We start from the raw sequence: 16,726 nt of genomic DNA on the forward strand, positions 1-16,726 counted from the left end.
GGTTCAGATCGCCTCGCCGACGAGCATCCGCGGCTGGCTGCGGCCGGCGAGCCCCTCGGCCTGGCGGATGAAGAAGGACTTCAGCCCCGGAAGCCGGTCGACGATGCCGAGGCCCAGGTCGCGCGCGACGCGCACCGGCGTGATATCGTTCGAAAACAGCCGGTTGAGCACGTCCGTCGTCACCCCCATGCGGAAGGTGTCGAAGCGTCGCCACGTCTCGTAGCGTTCGAGCACCGAGAGCAGGCCGATGTCGAGGCCGAGCCGGTCCGCCTCGATCACCGTTTCGGCAAGTGCTGCCACGTCCTTAAAGCCGAGGTTGAGGCCCTGGCCGGAGATCGGATGGATGCCGTGCGCGGCGTCGCCGGCAAGCGCAAAACGGGGAGCGACGAAGGAACGGGCGAGCGTGAGCCCGAGCGGGAAAGCCTTTCGGCCACCCACCACGCGCAGCGCCCCGAGCTTGTGGCCGAAGCGGCGCTCCAGTTCCTCCTCGAAGACCAGGTCGTCGCTTTCGACCAGGCGATTGGCGTCGTCGGTCCGCTCGATCCAGACGAGCGAGGATCGATTGCCCTTCATCGGCAGGGTGGCGAAGGGGCCGGCAGGCAGGAAATGCTCCTCCGCCGTCCCTTCATGCGGCCGTTCGTGCTCGACGGTGGTGACGATCCCCGACTGCCCGTAGTCGAAGCGCACCGTCTTGATGCCGGCAATGTCGCGCAGCCTGGAACGGACACCGTCGCAGGCCACCAGCAGGCGGGCCTGGCGGGTTTCGCCGTTCGAGAGGCGGATCGTGCTCGTATGCGGATCGGTGGAAAAATCCACCACCGAGGTTGCCCAGTTTATGGGCAGGCCGAGTGGTTCTGCCGCCGCCACCAGGCTTCCCGTGACCGCACGGTTCGGCACCATGTGGGCGAAAGGCGTGCCGTCCACGGCAATTCCCGCGCCCTCGAAGGTGAGGAAGACCGGGCGCACGGGATCTGCCGTGCGCGAATCGGTAATCACCATCCGTCGGATCGGCTCCGCCTCCGGCGCGATCTCGTCCCAGACGCCCAGCACGTCGAGAAGGTTGCGGGCGGCGGCGACCAGCGCGGAGGCACGCTCGTCGCGCGCCCAGGCATCGGCCGGGGCGGGATCGACGAGTTCAATCTGCAGATGTGGCGCGGCCTTCTTCAGGGCCACGGCAAGCGACAGTCCGACATATCCGCCGCCCGCCACAAGAATGTCGATCATCGCTGGTCTCCGTGCCCTTGAGCCGTCCTTGCATCCTATATAGATGACGCAGGCAGAGTTTCCTACAGCGGGAGAATGTCCAAATGTCGCGTCCGGTCGAGCTCGGCTCCCCCATGGAGGAACTCCTGTCCACGCTCGACCTCGAGACGCTGGAGGAAAATCTCTTTCGCGGACGCAGCCCGCAGGTGGGCCGGCAGCGGGTGTTCGGCGGCCAGGTGATTGGCCAGGCGCTGATCGCCGCGAGCCGGACGGTGGCCGAGGATCGCTTCGTTCACTCTCTCCACGCCTATTTCATCCGTCCGGGCGATCCGGCCGTGCCGATCATCTACGATGTCGACCGCATTCGCGACGGGGCGGGCTTCACCACCAGGCGGGTCATGGCCATCCAGCACGGCAAGCCGATCTACTTCATGACGGCGTCTTTCCACGGCGACGAACCCGGCTTCGACCACGCGGTCCCCATGCCGGACGTCTTGGCCCCGGAGCAGGTGCTGCAAGACGGCGAGGAGCGCCGGCGTTTCCTCGCCAGCGCCCCCAAGGCCATTCGCGAGTACTGGGAACGCCCCCGGCCGATCGAGCTTCGCCCGATCGAGCTCGCCCGCGATCCCGGCCTTGCCGGCAGCGCAGCCAGCCGCAACGTATGGATGCGCGCCACCGGCCCGGTGCCGGACGATCGCCACCTCCAGGCCGCCGTTCTCGGCTATCTCTCCGACCTGACGCTGCTCGACACCGCCCTCTTCACGCACGGCACCTCCGTCTTCGACCGGTCGCTGCAGGTGGCGAGCCTCGACCATGCCATGTGGTTCCACCGCCCGTGCCGGCTCGACGATTGGCTGCTCTTTGTCCAGGACAGCCCTTCGGCCTCGGGCGCACGCGGGATGACCCGCGGCAGCCTCTTCACGCGCCAGGGCCTGCTGGTTGCCTCGGTCGCCCAGGAAGGGTTGATCCGCAAAAAGGCAACTGAACAAATTTGAAGCACTTTTTCAAAAATGCCTATTATTTGCGCTTATTGACTGGCGCTTTTTTGACACCCAGTACAGATCTCCAATAAAATCATTATTTAACAATGTGTTACGAAACGCATTGAATCTGGCACGCCCCTTGAATGTGTAGGCTCGGCAGCTGCAGCATGATGCCTGCGGCAGCAAGGAGAAACGGCCTCGGCCGTGGGTGAACACGAAGGATGGGAATCCAGATGAAGATCGTGATGGCAATAATCAAGCCGTTCAAGCTCGATGAGGTACGAGAAGCCCTCACCGCAGTGGGTATCCAGGGGCTCACCGTGACCGAAGTGAAGGGATACGGGCGCCAGAAGGGACACACGGAAATCTACCGCGGTACCGAGTATGCCGTTAGCTTCCTCCCGAAACTGAAGATCGAGATCGCCGTCCCGACCGAGACCGTCGACAAGGCCGTCGAGGCAATCGCGTCTGCCGCCAAGACCGGTCAGATCGGCGACGGAAAGATCTTTGTCTACTCGATTGACCACGCCGTCCGCATCCGCACCGGCGAAACCGATTCCGAAGCGCTGTAAGAACCGGCAGATCAGGAGCAATATCAATGTCATCGCATACTCTCAACGCCATATTTGGCCGCGCGGGCGCAGCCGCTGCGGCCGTTCTCGCGCCGGTCGTCGCCTTCGCGCAGGAAACCGCACCGGCCGCCGTCGAGGCTGCCGCTGCCGCACCCGTTCCCGACAAGGGCGACACCGCCTTCATGTTCCTCTGCACCATCCTCGTGCTTTTCATGCTGATGCCGGGTCTCGGCCTGTTCTACGGCGGCCTCGTCCGCGCCAAGAACATGCTGTCCGTGCTGATGCAGTGCACGATCGTCGGCGCCGTCATGATGCTCGTCTGGGTCATCTACGGCTACTCCTTCGCCTTCGGCGGCTCCACCAGCCCCTATTTCGGCGGCACCGCGAAGCTGTTCCTCTCCGGCGTAACGATGGAGTCGACCGCCTCGACCTTCTCTGAGGGCGTCGTCATTCCGGAATTCATCTTCGTGATGTTCCAGATGACCTTCGCGGCACTCACCCCGGCGCTGATCGTCGGCGCCTTCGCCGAGCGCATCAAGTTCTCGGCTGCCGTGCTGTTCTGCGTTCTCTGGGCAACCTTCGTCTACTTCCCGATCGCCCACATGGTCTGGGACGCCAACGGCCTGCTGTTCGGCATGGGCGCCCTCGACTTCGCCGGCGGCACCGTCGTGCACATCAACGCCGGCGTGGCCGGTCTGGTCGGCGCGATCATGGTCGGCAAGCGCATCGGCTACGGCAAGGACATGATGGCCCCGCATTCGATGACGCTCACCCTCGTCGGCGCGGCCATGCTCTGGGTCGGCTGGTTCGGCTTCAACGCCGGCTCCAACCTCGAGGCCTCCGGCGGCGCGATGCTCGCAACCGTGAACACCTTCATCGCAACGGCTGCGGCCATCGTCTCCTGGTCGCTCGTCGAAACCTTCACGCGGGGCAAGGCCTCGATGCTCGGCGCAGCCTCCGGCATGATCGCCGGCCTCGTCGCCATCACCCCGGCCGCGGGCATCGTCGGACCGATGGGCGCGATCGTGATGGGCCTGATCGTATCGCCGATCTGCTACTTCTTCATCTCGGTCGTGAAGGCAAAGTTCGGCTACGACGACACCGCCGACGTGTTCGGCGTGCACGGCATCGGCGGCCTGTTCGGCGCGCTTGCAACCGGCATCTTCGCTTCCGACACCCTCGGTGGCATCGGCTATGCCGAAGGCGTCACCATGGGCGGCCAGTTCATGACGCAGTTGACTGCCGTCGTCATCACCATCGTGTGGTGCGGCGTCGTCTCGACCATCCTCTACAAGATCGTCGACGTGATCGTCGGCCTGCGCGTCACGGCCGAAGCCGAGCGCGAAGGTCTCGACCTCTCCTCGCACGGCGAAGCCGCCTACCACGCTTGATGCAACGGGACGGCGCCGGCCCAGGCCGGCGCCGTCGGATCTTCCCGTCACGGCCCGTGCAAGCAGGCCCTCGGCCCGGACCTCGCGGTCCGGGCCTTTTTTGTGGGCGGCGCCCGCCTTTTTTCGCGTCGCGGCCGCTCTGCGCGCCATGGTTAACACGCCATTAAGGCTTGTCCCGTTAGGGTCGCACATGACCCATGCCCCCGAGCCCGGCAGACGACCGCATCCGGGCCCATCGCGCGACAGGCTGTAGACACATGGCGAGAAGCACAACGGCAATGCTGGACAATCGTCCCGAACGATTTGTTCTGTCGGCCTTCCTATGGCGGCAGATCCGGGCGCTCCTGGGCTTCGGCCTGTTCGTCGCGCTGGCGCTGGCCGTGGCGGCCCTCTCCACCTGGAACGTCGCCGACCCGAGCTTCTCCTATGCATCGGGCGGTGAACCCACCAACGCGCTCGGCTATGCCGGTGCCGCCTTTGCCGACATCTTCATGCAGTTCTTCGGGCTCGCCTGCGTCATTGCCCTGCTTCCGGTCATCGCCTGGGCGCTGGCGCTGATCAAGAACCGTCGCATGTCGCGCATCGTCAAGCGGCTCGGCTGCTGGTTCGTCGGCGCCGTGCTCGCCTCCGCCGCGCTCAGCTGCATCCCCGCGCCGGTCACCTGGCCCCTGCCGAACGGCCTCGGCGGCGTCTTTGGCGACATGATCCTGCGCTTTCCCGCGCTCTTCACCGGCGCCTATCCGACCGGCATCCTGGCCAGCATCCTCGGCGCGATCGTCGCCGTCCCGGCCGGCTGGCTGCTCGTCTTCAGCGCCGGCCTGATCGGCAACGATCCGGTGGGCGAGGACGAGATCGCTCCACCCGCCAGCGTCGAGCGGACGCGGACGGTCAGCGATTCCGACGAGGAGGACGACGCCGAAGGCCCGATGATGGTCATAGCCGGCGCGCTGACCCATGCCTGGTACACCAACCAGGCCCGCCTGCGTCGCCTGTTCGGGCTCTCGGGCCGCGGCAAGACGCGCGCGCGCGCCGTCGAGCAGCCTTATGATTTCAACGACGACGAGTTCGGGACGCTGAACGAGCCGACCCGCGCCAAGGTCACGCCGCGCTATGCGGATCGCGTCGAGCCGTCTCTCGACGGCGGTGCCCGCCGCAATGTCCCGCCGCCCTCCATGGACGGCTACGACGGGGACGATGCGGACGAGGACGACGACCTGCCGCGTCCGGCCGGTATCCTGCCAGACAATGACGTGGACGACGACTTGGCCGACGATTGGGCGCCGCGCAAGCCGCCGGCACCCGCGGGCCTGCGCTCACGGATCGCCGCGGCCGCCCCGAAGCCCAAGGCAGGCGCGCGGGTCGAGCGGGAGGCGCAGACCTCCTTCGCCGCCCCCGGCGGCTTCCAGCTTCCTTCGCTGCACCTCCTGGCAGAGCCCCGCAACGTCGCCCGCGACGCCTCGCTCTCCGCCGACGCGCTGGAGCAGAACGCCCGCATGCTCGAAGGGGTGCTGGAGGATTTCGGCGTCAAGGGCGAGATCATCCACGTCCGCCCGGGTCCCGTCGTCACCCTGTACGAGCTGGAGCCTGCACCCGGCATCAAGTCCTCGCGCGTGATCGGACTTGCCGACGACATCGCCCGCTCGATGAGCGCGATCGCAGCCCGCGTCGCCGTCGTGCCCGGCCGCAACGCGATCGGCATCGAGCTGCCCAACCAGAGCCGCGAGACCGTCTACCTGCGCGAACTGGTGGCCGCCCGCGACTTCGAAACCAGCAAGGCCAAGCTCGCCATGGCGCTGGGAAAGACCATCGGCGGCGAGCCCGTGATCACCGACATCGCCAAGATGCCGCACCTGCTCGTCGCCGGCACCACCGGCTCGGGTAAGTCGGTCGCGATCAACACCATGATCCTGTCGATCCTCTACCGGCTGAAGCCCGAGCAGTGCCGCCTGATCATGATCGACCCGAAGATGCTCGAACTCTCCGTCTACGACGGCATCCCGCACCTGCTCTCCCCCGTCGTCACCGACCCCAAGAAGGCGGTGGTGGCGCTCAAGTGGACCGTCCGCGAGATGGAGGAACGCTACAAGAAGATGTCGAAGATCGGCGTGCGCAACATCGACGGCTTCAACAGCCGTGTCGAGCAGGCGCTCGCCAAAGGCGAACAGATCACCCGCACCGTCCAGACCGGCTTCGACCGCCAGACCGGCGAGGCGATGTACGAGACGGAGGAATTCGACCTGCAGCCGATGCCCTATATCGTCGTCATCATCGACGAGATGGCCGACCTGATGATGGTCGCCGGCAAGGACATCGAAGGCGCCGTCCAGCGCCTGGCGCAGATGGCGCGTGCCGCCGGCATCCACGTCATCATGGCGACCCAGCGTCCCTCGGTCGACGTCATCACCGGCACGATCAAGGCCAACTTCCCGACCCGCATCTCCTTCCAGGTCACCTCCAAGATCGACAGCCGCACGATCCTCGGCGAACAGGGAGCTGAGCAGCTGCTGGGCATGGGCGACATGCTCTACATGGCCGGCGGCGGGCGCATCCAGCGCGTGCACGGCCCGTTCGTGTCCGACCATGAAGTCGAGGCGGTCGTCGCCCACCTGAAGGCACAGGGCGCGCCGCAATACCTCGATGCCATCACCCAGGACGACGATGACGACATGGACGGCGCCGGCCCCGCCGGCACCGCCAACCTGGACGATTCCGACGACCCCTACGATCAGGCCGTCGCCGTGGTCCTGCGCGACGGCAAGGCGTCCACGTCCTATATTCAACGCCGGCTCGGGATCGGCTATAATCGTGCCGCCTCGCTCATCGAACGGATGGAGCAGGAGGGCCTGATCAGCCCGGCCAACCATGCCGGAAAGCGCGAGATCCTGGTTCCGACGGAAGACGACGTCACGAGCCGTTGACGAGAACTAGCCCCGCTCTACCTGTGCCATAACGGTCGCAGGCGTCCGGCTCACGCCATGATCGCGCCGTACTTGGCGGACATTCAGAGCGGCATGAAGGAGACCAAGATGAACGCTCACGACAAGACCCCGGCCGGCCACATCACCCGCAGGAACTTTGCCGGACTGCTGGCCCTGGTCCTAGTCGGGGGCCCGTCCCTGCTGGCATCGCATCCCGCAGCCGCACAGGCATCCGCCACGGCACAGAGGATCGCCAACCATTTCTCGTCGGTGAAGACGATGATGGGCGAGTTCGTCCAGTTCGGCCCCCGTGGCGAGCAGACAGGCGGAAAGTTCTTCATCAGCCGTCCTGGCAAGATCCGCTTCAACTACGAGGATCCCTCGCCGATGCGCGTCATCTCCGACGGCCGCACGGTGGTCATCGGCAACCGCAAGCTCAAGACCTGGGATGTCTATCCGCTGTCGAAGACGCCGCTGAAGCTTCTCCTCGGCAACCAGATCGATCTCTCCACCAAGATGGTCCGCGGCGTGAAGGAGGAGGACGACCTCATCACCATCATCCTCGGCGACCGCAACATGTTCGGAACCTCCACCATCACCATGATGTTCGATCCGAAGACCTACGACCTTCGGCAGTGGACGATCACCGATGCCCAGGGCAAGGACACGTCGGTGATGATCTTCAACGTCAAGAACGGCGTGCCGCTGGATCCCAAGGTCTTCGCCATCCCCTATGACGAGATCCACGGCCGCTGACGGGTCCCCTGCACGCAGACGATCTCGAGCCGCAGTGTCCAACGCTGCGGCTCTTTCCTTGCCGGCATCGCAACCGGTCCGAATCTGCACCGAAAACCCCTGAACCCCGTTTCGATCCGGGCACTTATCGGCTAAGTACCTCGCGTCCTGCCATCCGGCACCACGAGGAAAAGCCCGAATGACCCTTTCGATCGCGACCTGGAACATCAACTCCGTACGCCTGCGGATCGGCCTGGTCGAGCATCTCCTCACGACCCATGCGCCGGACATCCTTTGCCTGCAGGAAACCAAGTGCCCGAACGACCAGTTTCCGTCCAAGCCGCTGCGGGCGCTCGGCTACGAGCACATCGTCATGCACGGCCAGAAGGGCTATCACGGCGTGGCGACGATTTCCCGCCTGCCGCTGACCGAGCTCGTGGAGCGGCGCGACTACTGCGGCGTCGGCGATGCGCGGCACGTCTCCGTCGTCTTCCGCCACGGCGGCAAGTCGATCCGGCTGCACAATTTCTACGTCCCGGCCGGCGGCGACGAACCCGACCGGACGATCAATCCGAAATTCGGCCACAAGCTCGATTTCATCGAGGAGATGAAGATGCTGCATGCCGAGGCGGAGGCGGGGATCTCGTCGATCCTCGTCGGCGACCTGAACATCGCGCCGCTGGAGCATGACGTCTGGTCGCACAAGCAGCTTCTGAAGATCGTCAGCCACACGCCGGTGGAGGTCGAGGGCCTCACCGAGGTGATGACGAAGGGGGCGTGGGTGGACCTGATGCGCCGCAAGGTCCCCGTCGACCAGAAGCTCTACACCTGGTGGAGCTACCGTGCCCAGGACTGGGCCACAGCCGACCGTGGCCGCAGGCTGGACCACATCTGGTCGTCCGCCGATCTCGATCAGCATCTGTCCGAGATCACGGTGTTGCGCGAGGCCCGCGGCTGGGAGCGCCCGTCCGACCACGTCCCGGTCATCGCCACGTTCGATCTCTAGTGAAGGCAGGCGCGCCTCAGGCGAACCGCCCGGCCATGCCGGAGGCGCCGTCAATCATCGCCGCCAGGTTGGCGCGGATCCGTCCCTGCACCATCACGGCCACGTCCGGATACTCTTCCAGCATGCGGCGGAAGAGCGGACGGTTGATGCGGATGACCTCGCTGTCCTCGACCGCCGTCGCCGTGAACTTCCGTTCGATGACGGAGATCATCGCAAGCTCCGAAAGAAGCGTGCCGACGGCTGCGACACCCTCGTGGCGAACGGATCCGTCCCGCGCGGTCGAGGAGAGACGAAAGCTTCCCGAAGCGACGACGAAGCCGCAATCGGCCGATGCCCCTTCGCGAAAGAGCGTCTGGCCCTCGACGATGCGCCGCCGCTCCGCACCGAACGCCATCAGCCGCAGCTTGTCCTCGGACAGGCCCGCAAACAGCGGCACCTGTGCGAAAAGCCTGATATCGTCGATGAGAGCCAAGCGGCGCCTCCGTCATGCGGCCGAGCGCAGCGTCGGCCTTGATCTGTTGTCAGAATGAATAGCCGACCAGGCCGGGCCGCGTCCAGCGTCCGGCCCGGCAATCCCGGGACTATGCTGTCGATGGACGCCCTTACGGAACGATCTTGTAGCCGCCGTTCTCGGTGACGAGGATCTGCGCGTTGGACGGATCGCGCTCGATCTTCTGGCGCAACCTATACACATGGGTCTCGAGCGTATGGGTCGTGACACCGGAGTTGTAGCCCCAGACTTCCTCCAGCAGCACGTCGCGCGTGACCACCTTCTGGTCCGCCCGGTAGAGGTAGCGGATGATCGCAGCCTCCTTCTCCGTCAGCCGGATCTTCTGGCCGTTGTCCATGGTCAGGAGCTTCTGGCCGGGCTTGAACGTGTAGGGGCCGACCGCAAAGGTGGCGTCCTCGCTGCTCTCATGCTGGCGCAACTGCGCGCGGATGCGGGCGAGCAGGACGGCGAAGCGGAACGGCTTGGTGACATAGTCGTTCGCCCCGGCTTCGAGGCCGAGAATCGTGTCGGAATCGGTGTCGTGGCCGGTCAACATGATGATCGGCGCCTTGAAACCGCCCTTCCGCAGGAGCTTGACCGCCTCGCGGCCGTCCATGTCCGGCAGGCCGACATCCATGATGAGCAGGTCGACCTGGCTGGCGCGGGCGGCCTGGATGCCCTTCGCCGCGGTCGACTCCTGCTGGATCGCGAACTCCTCGTAGAGCGCAAGCTGCTCGACCAGCGTCTCGCGCAGGTCGTTGTCGTCATCGACAATGAGGATGGTTCGCGATGTCATATGCTTCCCTTCGAATATCGAACTGACCCTATGCGAAATTGGCCTTTTGACAAGTCCGCCAAGGATATATGCAAACCCCACGCCCGCCGGCGAGCATATGCTTGGACCCGGTTTTCCGGGCAACGCACATTCGCGTGAGCACTGAATAGGCACCGGTCATGAGACGGGCAAAAACGACAGCATCAGACAATCGCGGCACAATCGTGGTCCGGCGCGCGCCGCTGACGAAAAGCCGCGCCATCCTGCGATATGGCATTTTGTCCATCCCCGCGGCCATCGGCCGGAGCGGTACCACCGCCCGCAAGCGCGAAGGCGACGGCGCCACGCCGATTGCGTCCATGCGGTTGCTCGAGGGCTTCTTCCGCGGCGACAGGATGCGGGGGATTTCCACCCGCCTGCCGATGCAGCGCATCCGCCCGGACATGCTCTGGTGCGACGAGCCGCGCGATCCGAACTACAACCGCCTCGTCCGCAGCCCCTTCAAGCCGAGCCACGAGGAGATGCGGCGCAAGGACGGGCTCTACGACGCCTGCCTGGTCCTCGACTGGAACGTCACCTCCCGTCGGCGGAACCGGGGATCGGCCATCTTCTTCCATCTGATCCGCCCCGGATTCGAGCCGACGGCGGGATGCGTCGCAATTCGCGCCGCCGACATGCGCCGGCTGCTGCCGCATCTTGCGCGCGGAACGATGCTGAAGGTGGTCTGATCCCACGCCGCGCATCTTCCCGACCTTCTCCGGCGGATGTGGAAACCGCGGGCCGGGTTCCTATATCTCTCTGGTCGCGCCTGGATCTGCGGCCCCTCCGCGGGCGTTCCGGACCGGCGCCTGTCATCCGTTTTGACGCATTCATACATGGAGACCTTTCGTGACCCAGACCCCTGCCATCCCCCTTAGCGACGGCAACACCATCCCCCAGGTCGGACTTGGCGTCTGGCGCACGCCCGACGACGTGGCCGCGCCGGTGGTCAAAACGGCCCTCGACGCCGGCTACCGCCACATCGACACCGCAGCCATCTACGGCAACGAGGAAGGCGTCGGCGAGGGCATCCGCTCGTCCGGCGTCGATCGGAAGGACGTTTTCCTGACCACCAAGCTCTGGAACGACAGCCAGGGTTTCGATTCCACGCTGAAGGCTTTCGACGAGAGCCTCAAGCGTCTCGGCACCGACTATGTCGACCTCTACCTGATCCACTGGCCGGCACCGCGGAAGGGCCTCTATGTCGATACCTGGAAGGCGTTCGTCCGTCTGAAGACGGAAGGGCGGGCACGTTCGATCGGCGTCTCCAATTTCTATCCGGAACACCTCGAAATGATCATTGCCGAGACCGGCGAGGAGCCGGTGATCAACCAGATCGAGCTTCATCCCGACTTCCAGCAGAAGGCCGCGCGCCAGGCCCATGCCCCGCGCCGCATCGTCACCGAAAGCTGGAGCCCGCTCGGCCAGGGCCAGTTACTGGACGACCCGACGATCGGCGCGGTCGCACGCAAGCATGGCCGCACCCCGGCGCAGACGATCATCCGCTGGCACATCGACAATGGCCTGGTCGTGATCCCGAAATCGGTGACCCCGTCGCGGATCGAGGAGAATTTCCAGGTGTTCGATTTCAAGCTGGACGACGACGACCTGGCCGCGATTGCCGCGCTGGACCGCGCGGACGCCCGGATCGGGCCCGACCCGAAGACCGCGGACTTCTGAGCGCGGCGACGCACCCGTTTGACATTGGCGGTCGGGAACTCTCCCGGTCGCCAACCCGCCTCATTCCAGCGATCGCGGCGTCACGAAGCGCTCAAGCGTCCCCGTCCCCGCATGCAGGTCGGACCAGAGCGCCAGCGGCAGGTCGATCACCGCCAGCCCCGCCGTCGGAAACTTTTCCTCCAGCCTCTTCAGCGCCCTGCCCTCCCCGGCCCCGACCAGCGCGGCCGCGAAATGCTGCAGGCCCGGATTGTGACCGATCAGCATGAGGGTGCTAACCGACGCATCCGTGGCACGGACGATCTCCAGCAGCCGGTTGGCCGGCGCCTCGTATAGCACGTCGATCTCGCGCCCTTCGGCGCCCTTCGGCAGGTGCGGCGCGACCAGCGCCCATGTCTCCTGCGTCCTGCGGGCGCTGGAGACAAGAACGAGATCGGGGATGAGTTTCTCGGCCTGAAGATATTCGCCGATGCGCGGGGCCGCCTTCTGCCCCCGCGGCGCGAGCGGCCGCTCCCGGTCGGCTACCCCGTCCGGCCAGGCGGACTTGGCATGGCGCAACAGCATGAGACGGCGATTGGTCATGTGCGTTCCTTTCGGCGCGTGGCGCAAGAGCGTGCAGCCGATCTTGCGACAAAGGCGTGCATCGACAAAGGCCTGAAGCGCGAAATACGATAGCCCCGACCGTCAAATTGCAAGAGGGCCGCCCCGGACGGGACGGCCCTCGCCATCAGACTGGACCCGGCAGGCAGGTCATACGCCCCGCCGTCATGCGGTCAATTGAATTCGCGGATATCCACGAAGTGGCCGGCGACGGCGGCGGCCGCCGCCATGGCAGGCGATACGAGGTGCGTGCGGCCCTTGAAACCCTGGCGGCCCTCGAAGTTGCGGTTCGAGGTTGAAGCGCAGCGCTCGCCCGGCTTCAGCCGGTCGTCGTTCATCGCCAGGCACATCGAACAGCCGGGCTCGCGCCAGTCGAAACCGGCTTCCTTGAAGATCCTGTCGAGACCTTCGGCCTCCGCCTGCTCCTTCACCAGACCCGATCCCGGGACGATCATGGCGGACACGGTCGAAGCGACCTTCCTGCCTTCGACCACCTTGGCAACGGCCCGCAGGTCCTCGATACGGCCGTTGGTGCAGGAGCCGATGAAGACGCGGTCGATGTTGATGTCGGTGATCTTCGTCCCCGGCTTCAGGCCCATGTAGTCGAGCGCGCGCTGCTTGGAGGCGCGCTTCGTCTCGTCGGCAATCGCTTCCGGATCAGGCACGATGCCCTGAACCGACACGACGTCCTCGGGCGAAGAACCCCAGGAGACGATCGGCGGCAGGTTGGCCGCGTCCAACACCACGACGCGGTCGTAGTGCGCGCCCTCGTCGGTGCTCAGCGTCTTCCAATAGTCGAGCGCCATATCCCAGGCCTTGCCCTTCGGCGCGCGCGGCTTGTCCTTGACATAGGCGAAGGTGGTCTCGTCCGGCGCGATCAGGCCGGCGCGGGCGCCGCCCTCGATCGTCATGTTGCAGATCGTCATCCGGCCTTCCATAGACAGCGCGCGGATCGCTTCGCCGGCGAACTCGATGACGTAGCCGGTGCCGCCGGCGGTGCCGATCTCGCCGATGATGGCGAGGATGATGTCCTTGGCGGTGACGCCCGGCGGCAACTGGTTGTCGACGCGCACCAGCATGTTCTTCGCCTTCTTCTGGATCAGCGTCTGCGTGGCGAGCACGTGCTCCACCTCGGACGTGCCGATGCCGTGCGCCAGCGCACCGAAGGCGCCGTGCGTGGACGTGTGGCTGTCGCCGCAGACGATCGTCATGCCCGGCAGCGTGAAGCCCTGCTCGGGGCCGACGATGTGCACGATGCCTTGGCGGATATCGTTCTCCGAATAGTACTCGACGCCGAAGTCGGCCGCGTTCTTGGCCAGCGCCTCGACCTGGATACGGCTCTCATCGTTCTTGATGCCGTTCTTGCGATCCGGCGAGGTCGGCACGTTGTGGTCGACGACGGCGAGCGTCTTTTCCGGATGGCGAACCTTGCGACCGGCCATGCGCAGGCCTTCGAAGGCCTGCGGCGACGTCACCTCATGAACGAGGTGGCGGTCGATGTAGAGAAGACAGGTGCCGTCTTCCTGCGTGTTGACGACGTGGTCGTCCCAGATCTTGTCATAGAGGGTACGGGGTGCGCTCATGGCTCTTCATCCAAGTGATGCGATGGGAATGGAATGCAAATGCGGCCAAGGCCGCGGATCCGGCCAGGATCAGGCCAGGCGGCTCGTAAGCGCCCCGCATACCCGCGCGAAGAAGCGTACCGGCAGGCGCTTGTGGTCCTGCAGTACGAAAACGCGCCCGCCAATGCATGCGAATTTGGATTCCATGGCCGGCCTATACCAGTTTTACCGACTGGCAGCAATATTGTACTGATTGAGCCCGACGAGCGGAACTGGCTCCCCGACCGCGACGACACGCGCTCTCATGGCGACCCGGTGGGCGCCTCAGTTCCCGGTCCCCTTGCGCAACCTGTTCTCCACGCCCCGCAGCGCCAGGGACAGCCCGATCGTCAGGATCAGGTACACATAGGCCACGATCGAATAGGTCTCGAAGAAGCGGAACGAGCCGGAGGCATAGATCTTCGCCATCTGGGTGATGTCGGAGACGCCGAGCACCGAGACGAGCGAGGAATCCTTCACCATCGCCACGAAGTCGTTGCCGAGCGGCGGCAGGATGACGCGGATCGCCTGCGGCAGCACGACGAGCCGGAAGCGCTGGGTGCGCGACAGGCCGAGCGCCTTGGCCGCCTCGACCTGCCCCTTGTCCACCGACTGGATGCCGGCGCGGAACACTTCGCCGATGAAGGCGGAATAGCCGATCGTCAGCGCCAGGATCGCCCGCCACATCAGCGAGACGTCCCGCACCAGCAGCGGCTCGACGTATCCGGCAGCGACAAGGGGGCCGATCACGACGTTCGCAAGCGCCACGACCGCCGGCGCGCCGACGAAGGCGATATAGAACAGCAGCACCAGGATCGGCACGCCGCGGATGACTTCCGTATAGAATCGGGCGGCCTGGCGCAGCGCCACGTGATCGGAGAGACCGAGCAGCGCTATCCCGAGCCCGAGTAGGGTGGCCAGCGCGAAGCCGACGACGGTGACGAAGATCGTGGCCCACAGGCCCTGCAGGATCACGCCAAGGACCTGCGCATAGATCTCGTTGGCGGCGATCACGACGGCGAGCGCAAGACCGATCGTGACAAGGGCGACCAGCCACCAGGGGTAGTCGCCCTTCGTCGGTTCCGAATTCCGGGATGCAGCAGCCATGAAGGGCTTACTGGCCCATCTTGTAGTCGAGGAACCACTTCTTGTTCAAAGCGTCCAGCGTGCCGTCCGTCTTCAATTCGGCGATCGCGGCATTGACGGGTGCTACGAGCTCGGACCCCTTGGGGAAGATGAAGCCGAAATCTTCCGTGCCGAGCGGGTCGCCGATCACCTTCAGCGCTCCCGCGGACGCATCGACATAGCCCTTGGCCGCGACGCTGTCCGTGAGCACCAGATCGACGTCGCCCGCCTTCAGCGCCTGCACCGTCGCCCCGAAGGTCTCGAACAGCTTGATGCGCGGGTTCTGCTCGTTGCCGTCGAGGATCTCGTAGACGGCGGCATAGAACGGCGAGGTGCCCGGCTGCGCGCCGACCAGCCCGTCGGCGAAGGCGCCGAAGCTCTTGGCGTCGGTGAAGCGGGTCTCGTCGCCGCGGACCAGCATGAACTGCTGCGAGCGCATGTAGGGATCGGAGAAATCGACCTTCTCCTTGCGATCGTCCTTGATGGTGATGCCCGTCATGCCGATCTCGTACTGGTTGTCGGAGACCGCCTGGATCATCGCGTCCCAGCTGGTGTTCTGGTACTCGACCTTGAAGTTCAGCCGCTTGGCGATCTCGTTCATCGCGTCGTATTCCCAGCCGATCTGCTCGCCGCTCTTCGGATCGACGAACTGCAGCGGCGGATAGGCGTTCTCCGTGACGACCACCACCGTCTTGCCGCCGAGATCGGGCAATTCGGCCGCAGCGGCAGTGAAGGGCATTAGGACAAGGGCGGAGAGCCCGGCAAGGACCGTACGGCGCGAAAACATCGGAATGCTCCAGAAAGTGTGGCACGCGAAACGTGTCACAGAACAATCGATACTGGCAAGACGGATCATGCCAAATATGGGCTACCGGAAGCAAAAGACGGCCGGCGCCCTTGGCATCTCCGGCTTCGCTCGGCGCGCGATATCAAGCGGCCGGAAGATCCACATGGAAGGCCACGCTGCCGGCCCGCCCGCCGGGCAGCGGCAAGCGCGCACAAAAAAAGCCGCCGGAGTTGCCCCCGGCGGCTTCTTCGAATGATTTGGACGAGCCTTATTCTGCTGCGGGTTCCGCAGCGGCTGCGGCTGCGGCTTCTGCCGCTGCCTTGGCTTCCGCTGCCTCGGCTGCTGCCTTCTCGGCGGCCAGCGCCTGTGCGGCTGCGACCTTTTCGGCCTCAAGACGTGCCTTTTCCTCGGCAATGGCTGCGCGTTCTGCGTCGTTCAGCTTGCGGGCGCGGGTGCCGGTGTTCTCGACGATACGAGCCGACTTGCCGCGACGATCGCGCAGGTAATAGAGCTTGGCGCGACGGACCTTGCCGCGGCGGACCACGTCGACGCTCTCGACGAGCGGGGAGAAGACGGGGAATACGCGCTCGACGCCTTCGCCGTAGGAGATCTTGCGGACGGTGAAGCTCTCGTTGATGCCGCCGCCGGAACGGGCGATGCAGACGCCTTCATAGGCCTGTACGCGGGTACGGGTGCCTTCCGTCACGCGGACGTTGACGCGGAGCGTGTCGCCCGGGGAGAATTCCGGAAGGGTGCGCTTGGCGGCGATCTTTGCGGCCTGTTCGGCCTCGAGCTGCTCAATGATGTTCATCGGTCTAACCTTT

At 65.3% G+C, this 16,726-nt stretch carries 17 protein-coding genes; 9 read left to right on the forward strand and 8 right to left on the reverse strand.

What is annotated here, in order from left to right; genetic code table 11:
- Nucleotides 1–3: 3 nt before the first annotated feature.
- Nucleotides 4–1,224, reverse strand: coding sequence for a ubiquinone biosynthesis hydroxylase (locus tag GGQ64_RS10600; RefSeq protein WP_183803417.1), 1,221 nt, complete (start codon nt 1,222–1,224; stop codon nt 4–6).
- A gap of 83 nt (nt 1,225–1,307) precedes the next feature.
- Between GGQ64_RS10600 and tesB the strand changes: the two genes are divergently transcribed.
- The 6 genes from tesB to GGQ64_RS10630 all read left to right on the forward strand — a co-directional run bounded on the left by tesB (nt 1,308) and on the right by GGQ64_RS10630 (nt 8,808).
- Nucleotides 1,308–2,198 carry an acyl-CoA thioesterase II gene (gene tesB, locus GGQ64_RS10605; RefSeq protein ID WP_183803420.1) on the forward strand — a complete coding sequence of 297 codons (891 nt, stop codon included), beginning with the start codon at nt 1,308–1,310 and terminating at the stop codon, nt 2,196–2,198.
- A gap of 221 nt (nt 2,199–2,419) precedes the next feature.
- On the forward strand, nt 2,420–2,758 hold the full coding sequence (locus tag GGQ64_RS10610; RefSeq protein WP_183803423.1) for a P-II family nitrogen regulator: 339 nt from the start codon (nt 2,420–2,422) through the stop codon (nt 2,756–2,758).
- 26 nt (nt 2,759–2,784) lie between these two features.
- Nucleotides 2,785–4,149, forward strand: coding sequence for an ammonium transporter (locus GGQ64_RS10615; RefSeq protein ID WP_183803426.1), 1,365 nt, complete (start codon nt 2,785–2,787; stop codon nt 4,147–4,149).
- A gap of 257 nt (nt 4,150–4,406) precedes the next feature.
- Nucleotides 4,407–7,067, forward strand: a complete 2,661-nt coding sequence (locus tag GGQ64_RS10620; RefSeq protein WP_183803430.1) for an FtsK/SpoIIIE family DNA translocase — start codon at nt 4,407–4,409, stop codon at nt 7,065–7,067.
- A 93-nt stretch (nt 7,068–7,160) separates the two neighbouring features.
- Nucleotides 7,161–7,823: an outer membrane lipoprotein carrier protein LolA gene (locus tag GGQ64_RS10625; protein WP_183803433.1), complete on the forward strand. Its 663-nt coding sequence runs from the start codon at nt 7,161–7,163 to the stop codon at nt 7,821–7,823.
- 178 nt (nt 7,824–8,001) lie between these two features.
- Entirely contained in the window at nt 8,002–8,808 is an 807-nt protein-coding gene (locus tag GGQ64_RS10630; RefSeq protein WP_183803436.1) for an exodeoxyribonuclease III, read from the forward strand.
- 16 nt (nt 8,809–8,824) lie between these two features.
- On the opposite strand, the gene GGQ64_RS10635 is transcribed toward GGQ64_RS10630, so the two are convergent.
- Together GGQ64_RS10635 and GGQ64_RS10640 are read right to left on the reverse strand one after the other, a co-directional pair.
- Nucleotides 8,825–9,280, reverse strand: a complete 456-nt coding sequence (locus GGQ64_RS10635; RefSeq protein ID WP_183803439.1) for a cyclic nucleotide-binding domain-containing protein — start codon at nt 9,278–9,280, stop codon at nt 8,825–8,827.
- 130 nt (nt 9,281–9,410) lie between these two features.
- Nucleotides 9,411–10,094, reverse strand: coding sequence for a response regulator transcription factor (locus GGQ64_RS10640; RefSeq protein WP_183803442.1), 684 nt, complete (start codon nt 10,092–10,094; stop codon nt 9,411–9,413).
- A 158-nt stretch (nt 10,095–10,252) separates the two neighbouring features.
- Between GGQ64_RS10640 and GGQ64_RS10645 the strand changes: the two genes are divergently transcribed.
- Entirely contained in the window at nt 10,253–10,801 is a 549-nt protein-coding gene (locus tag GGQ64_RS10645; protein WP_183803445.1) for a L,D-transpeptidase family protein, read from the forward strand.
- Between the two features lie 160 nt (nt 10,802–10,961).
- Complete coding sequence (locus tag GGQ64_RS10650) at nt 10,962–11,792, forward strand: aldo/keto reductase (protein ID WP_183803448.1); 831 nt, start codon at nt 10,962–10,964, stop codon at nt 11,790–11,792.
- 60 nt (nt 11,793–11,852) lie between these two features.
- Here the strand turns inward: GGQ64_RS10650 and GGQ64_RS10655 are convergent, their stop codons facing one another.
- The 4 genes from GGQ64_RS10655 to GGQ64_RS10670 all read right to left on the reverse strand — a co-directional run bounded on the left by GGQ64_RS10655 (nt 11,853) and on the right by GGQ64_RS10670 (nt 15,902).
- The gene (locus tag GGQ64_RS10655) at nt 11,853–12,371 is read right to left on the reverse strand and encodes a SixA phosphatase family protein (protein ID WP_183803451.1); all 519 of its coding nucleotides are present in this window, start codon (nt 12,369–12,371) and stop codon (nt 11,853–11,855) included.
- A 191-nt stretch (nt 12,372–12,562) separates the two neighbouring features.
- Complete coding sequence (gene leuC, locus GGQ64_RS10660) at nt 12,563–13,972, reverse strand: 3-isopropylmalate dehydratase large subunit (RefSeq protein ID WP_183803454.1); 1,410 nt, start codon at nt 13,970–13,972, stop codon at nt 12,563–12,565.
- A 303-nt stretch (nt 13,973–14,275) separates the two neighbouring features.
- Nucleotides 14,276–15,097, reverse strand: coding sequence for an amino acid ABC transporter permease (locus tag GGQ64_RS10665; protein ID WP_183803458.1), 822 nt, complete (start codon nt 15,095–15,097; stop codon nt 14,276–14,278).
- A 7-nt stretch (nt 15,098–15,104) separates the two neighbouring features.
- The gene (locus GGQ64_RS10670; protein WP_183803461.1) at nt 15,105–15,902 is read right to left on the reverse strand and encodes a transporter substrate-binding domain-containing protein; all 798 of its coding nucleotides are present in this window, start codon (nt 15,900–15,902) and stop codon (nt 15,105–15,107) included.
- A gap of 4 nt (nt 15,903–15,906) precedes the next feature.
- On the opposite strand from GGQ64_RS10670, the gene GGQ64_RS10675 reads away from it, so the two are divergent.
- On the forward strand, nt 15,907–16,158 hold the full coding sequence (locus GGQ64_RS10675; RefSeq protein WP_183803464.1) for a hypothetical protein: 252 nt from the start codon (nt 15,907–15,909) through the stop codon (nt 16,156–16,158).
- A 12-nt stretch (nt 16,159–16,170) separates the two neighbouring features.
- Here GGQ64_RS10675 and rplS read toward each other — a convergent pair whose 3' ends face one another.
- Nucleotides 16,171–16,713 (reverse strand): 50S ribosomal protein L19, encoded by a 543-nt coding sequence (rplS, locus tag GGQ64_RS10680; RefSeq protein WP_183803467.1) that lies wholly within the window; start codon nt 16,711–16,713, stop codon nt 16,171–16,173.
- Between the last annotated feature and the right edge of the window lie 13 nt (nt 16,714–16,726).

The organism is Mycoplana azooxidifex (assembly GCF_014196765.1).
In the GTDB taxonomy this organism is placed as follows: Bacteria; Pseudomonadota; Alphaproteobacteria; order Rhizobiales; family Rhizobiaceae; genus Mycoplana; species Mycoplana azooxidifex.

Excerpts from the sequence above, each read along its gene's own strand:
- GGQ64_RS10600 (WP_183803417.1), bottom strand. The coding sequence starts at position 1,224 with ATGATCGACATTCTTGTGGCGGGCGGCGGATATGTCGGACTGTCGCTT.
- tesB (WP_183803420.1), top strand. The coding sequence starts at position 1,308 with ATGTCGCGTCCGGTCGAGCTCGGCTCCCCCATGGAGGAACTCCTGTCC.
- GGQ64_RS10610 (WP_183803423.1), top strand. The coding sequence starts at position 2,420 with ATGAAGATCGTGATGGCAATAATCAAGCCGTTCAAGCTCGATGAGGTA.
- GGQ64_RS10615 (WP_183803426.1), top strand. The coding sequence starts at position 2,785 with ATGTCATCGCATACTCTCAACGCCATATTTGGCCGCGCGGGCGCAGCC.
- GGQ64_RS10620 (WP_183803430.1), top strand. The coding sequence starts at position 4,407 with ATGGCGAGAAGCACAACGGCAATGCTGGACAATCGTCCCGAACGATTT.
- GGQ64_RS10625 (WP_183803433.1), top strand. The coding sequence starts at position 7,161 with ATGAAGGAGACCAAGATGAACGCTCACGACAAGACCCCGGCCGGCCAC.
- GGQ64_RS10630 (WP_183803436.1), top strand. The coding sequence starts at position 8,002 with ATGACCCTTTCGATCGCGACCTGGAACATCAACTCCGTACGCCTGCGG.
- GGQ64_RS10640 (WP_183803442.1), bottom strand. The coding sequence starts at position 10,094 with ATGACATCGCGAACCATCCTCATTGTCGATGACGACAACGACCTGCGC.
- GGQ64_RS10645 (WP_183803445.1), top strand. The coding sequence starts at position 10,253 with ATGAGACGGGCAAAAACGACAGCATCAGACAATCGCGGCACAATCGTG.
- GGQ64_RS10655 (WP_183803451.1), bottom strand. The coding sequence starts at position 12,371 with ATGACCAATCGCCGTCTCATGCTGTTGCGCCATGCCAAGTCCGCCTGG.
- leuC (WP_183803454.1), bottom strand. The coding sequence starts at position 13,972 with ATGAGCGCACCCCGTACCCTCTATGACAAGATCTGGGACGACCACGTC.
- GGQ64_RS10665 (WP_183803458.1), bottom strand. The coding sequence starts at position 15,097 with ATGGCTGCTGCATCCCGGAATTCGGAACCGACGAAGGGCGACTACCCC.
- GGQ64_RS10670 (WP_183803461.1), bottom strand. The coding sequence starts at position 15,902 with ATGTTTTCGCGCCGTACGGTCCTTGCCGGGCTCTCCGCCCTTGTCCTA.
- GGQ64_RS10675 (WP_183803464.1), top strand. The coding sequence starts at position 15,907 with ATGCTCCAGAAAGTGTGGCACGCGAAACGTGTCACAGAACAATCGATA.
- rplS (WP_183803467.1), bottom strand. The coding sequence starts at position 16,713 with ATGAACATCATTGAGCAGCTCGAGGCCGAACAGGCCGCAAAGATCGCC.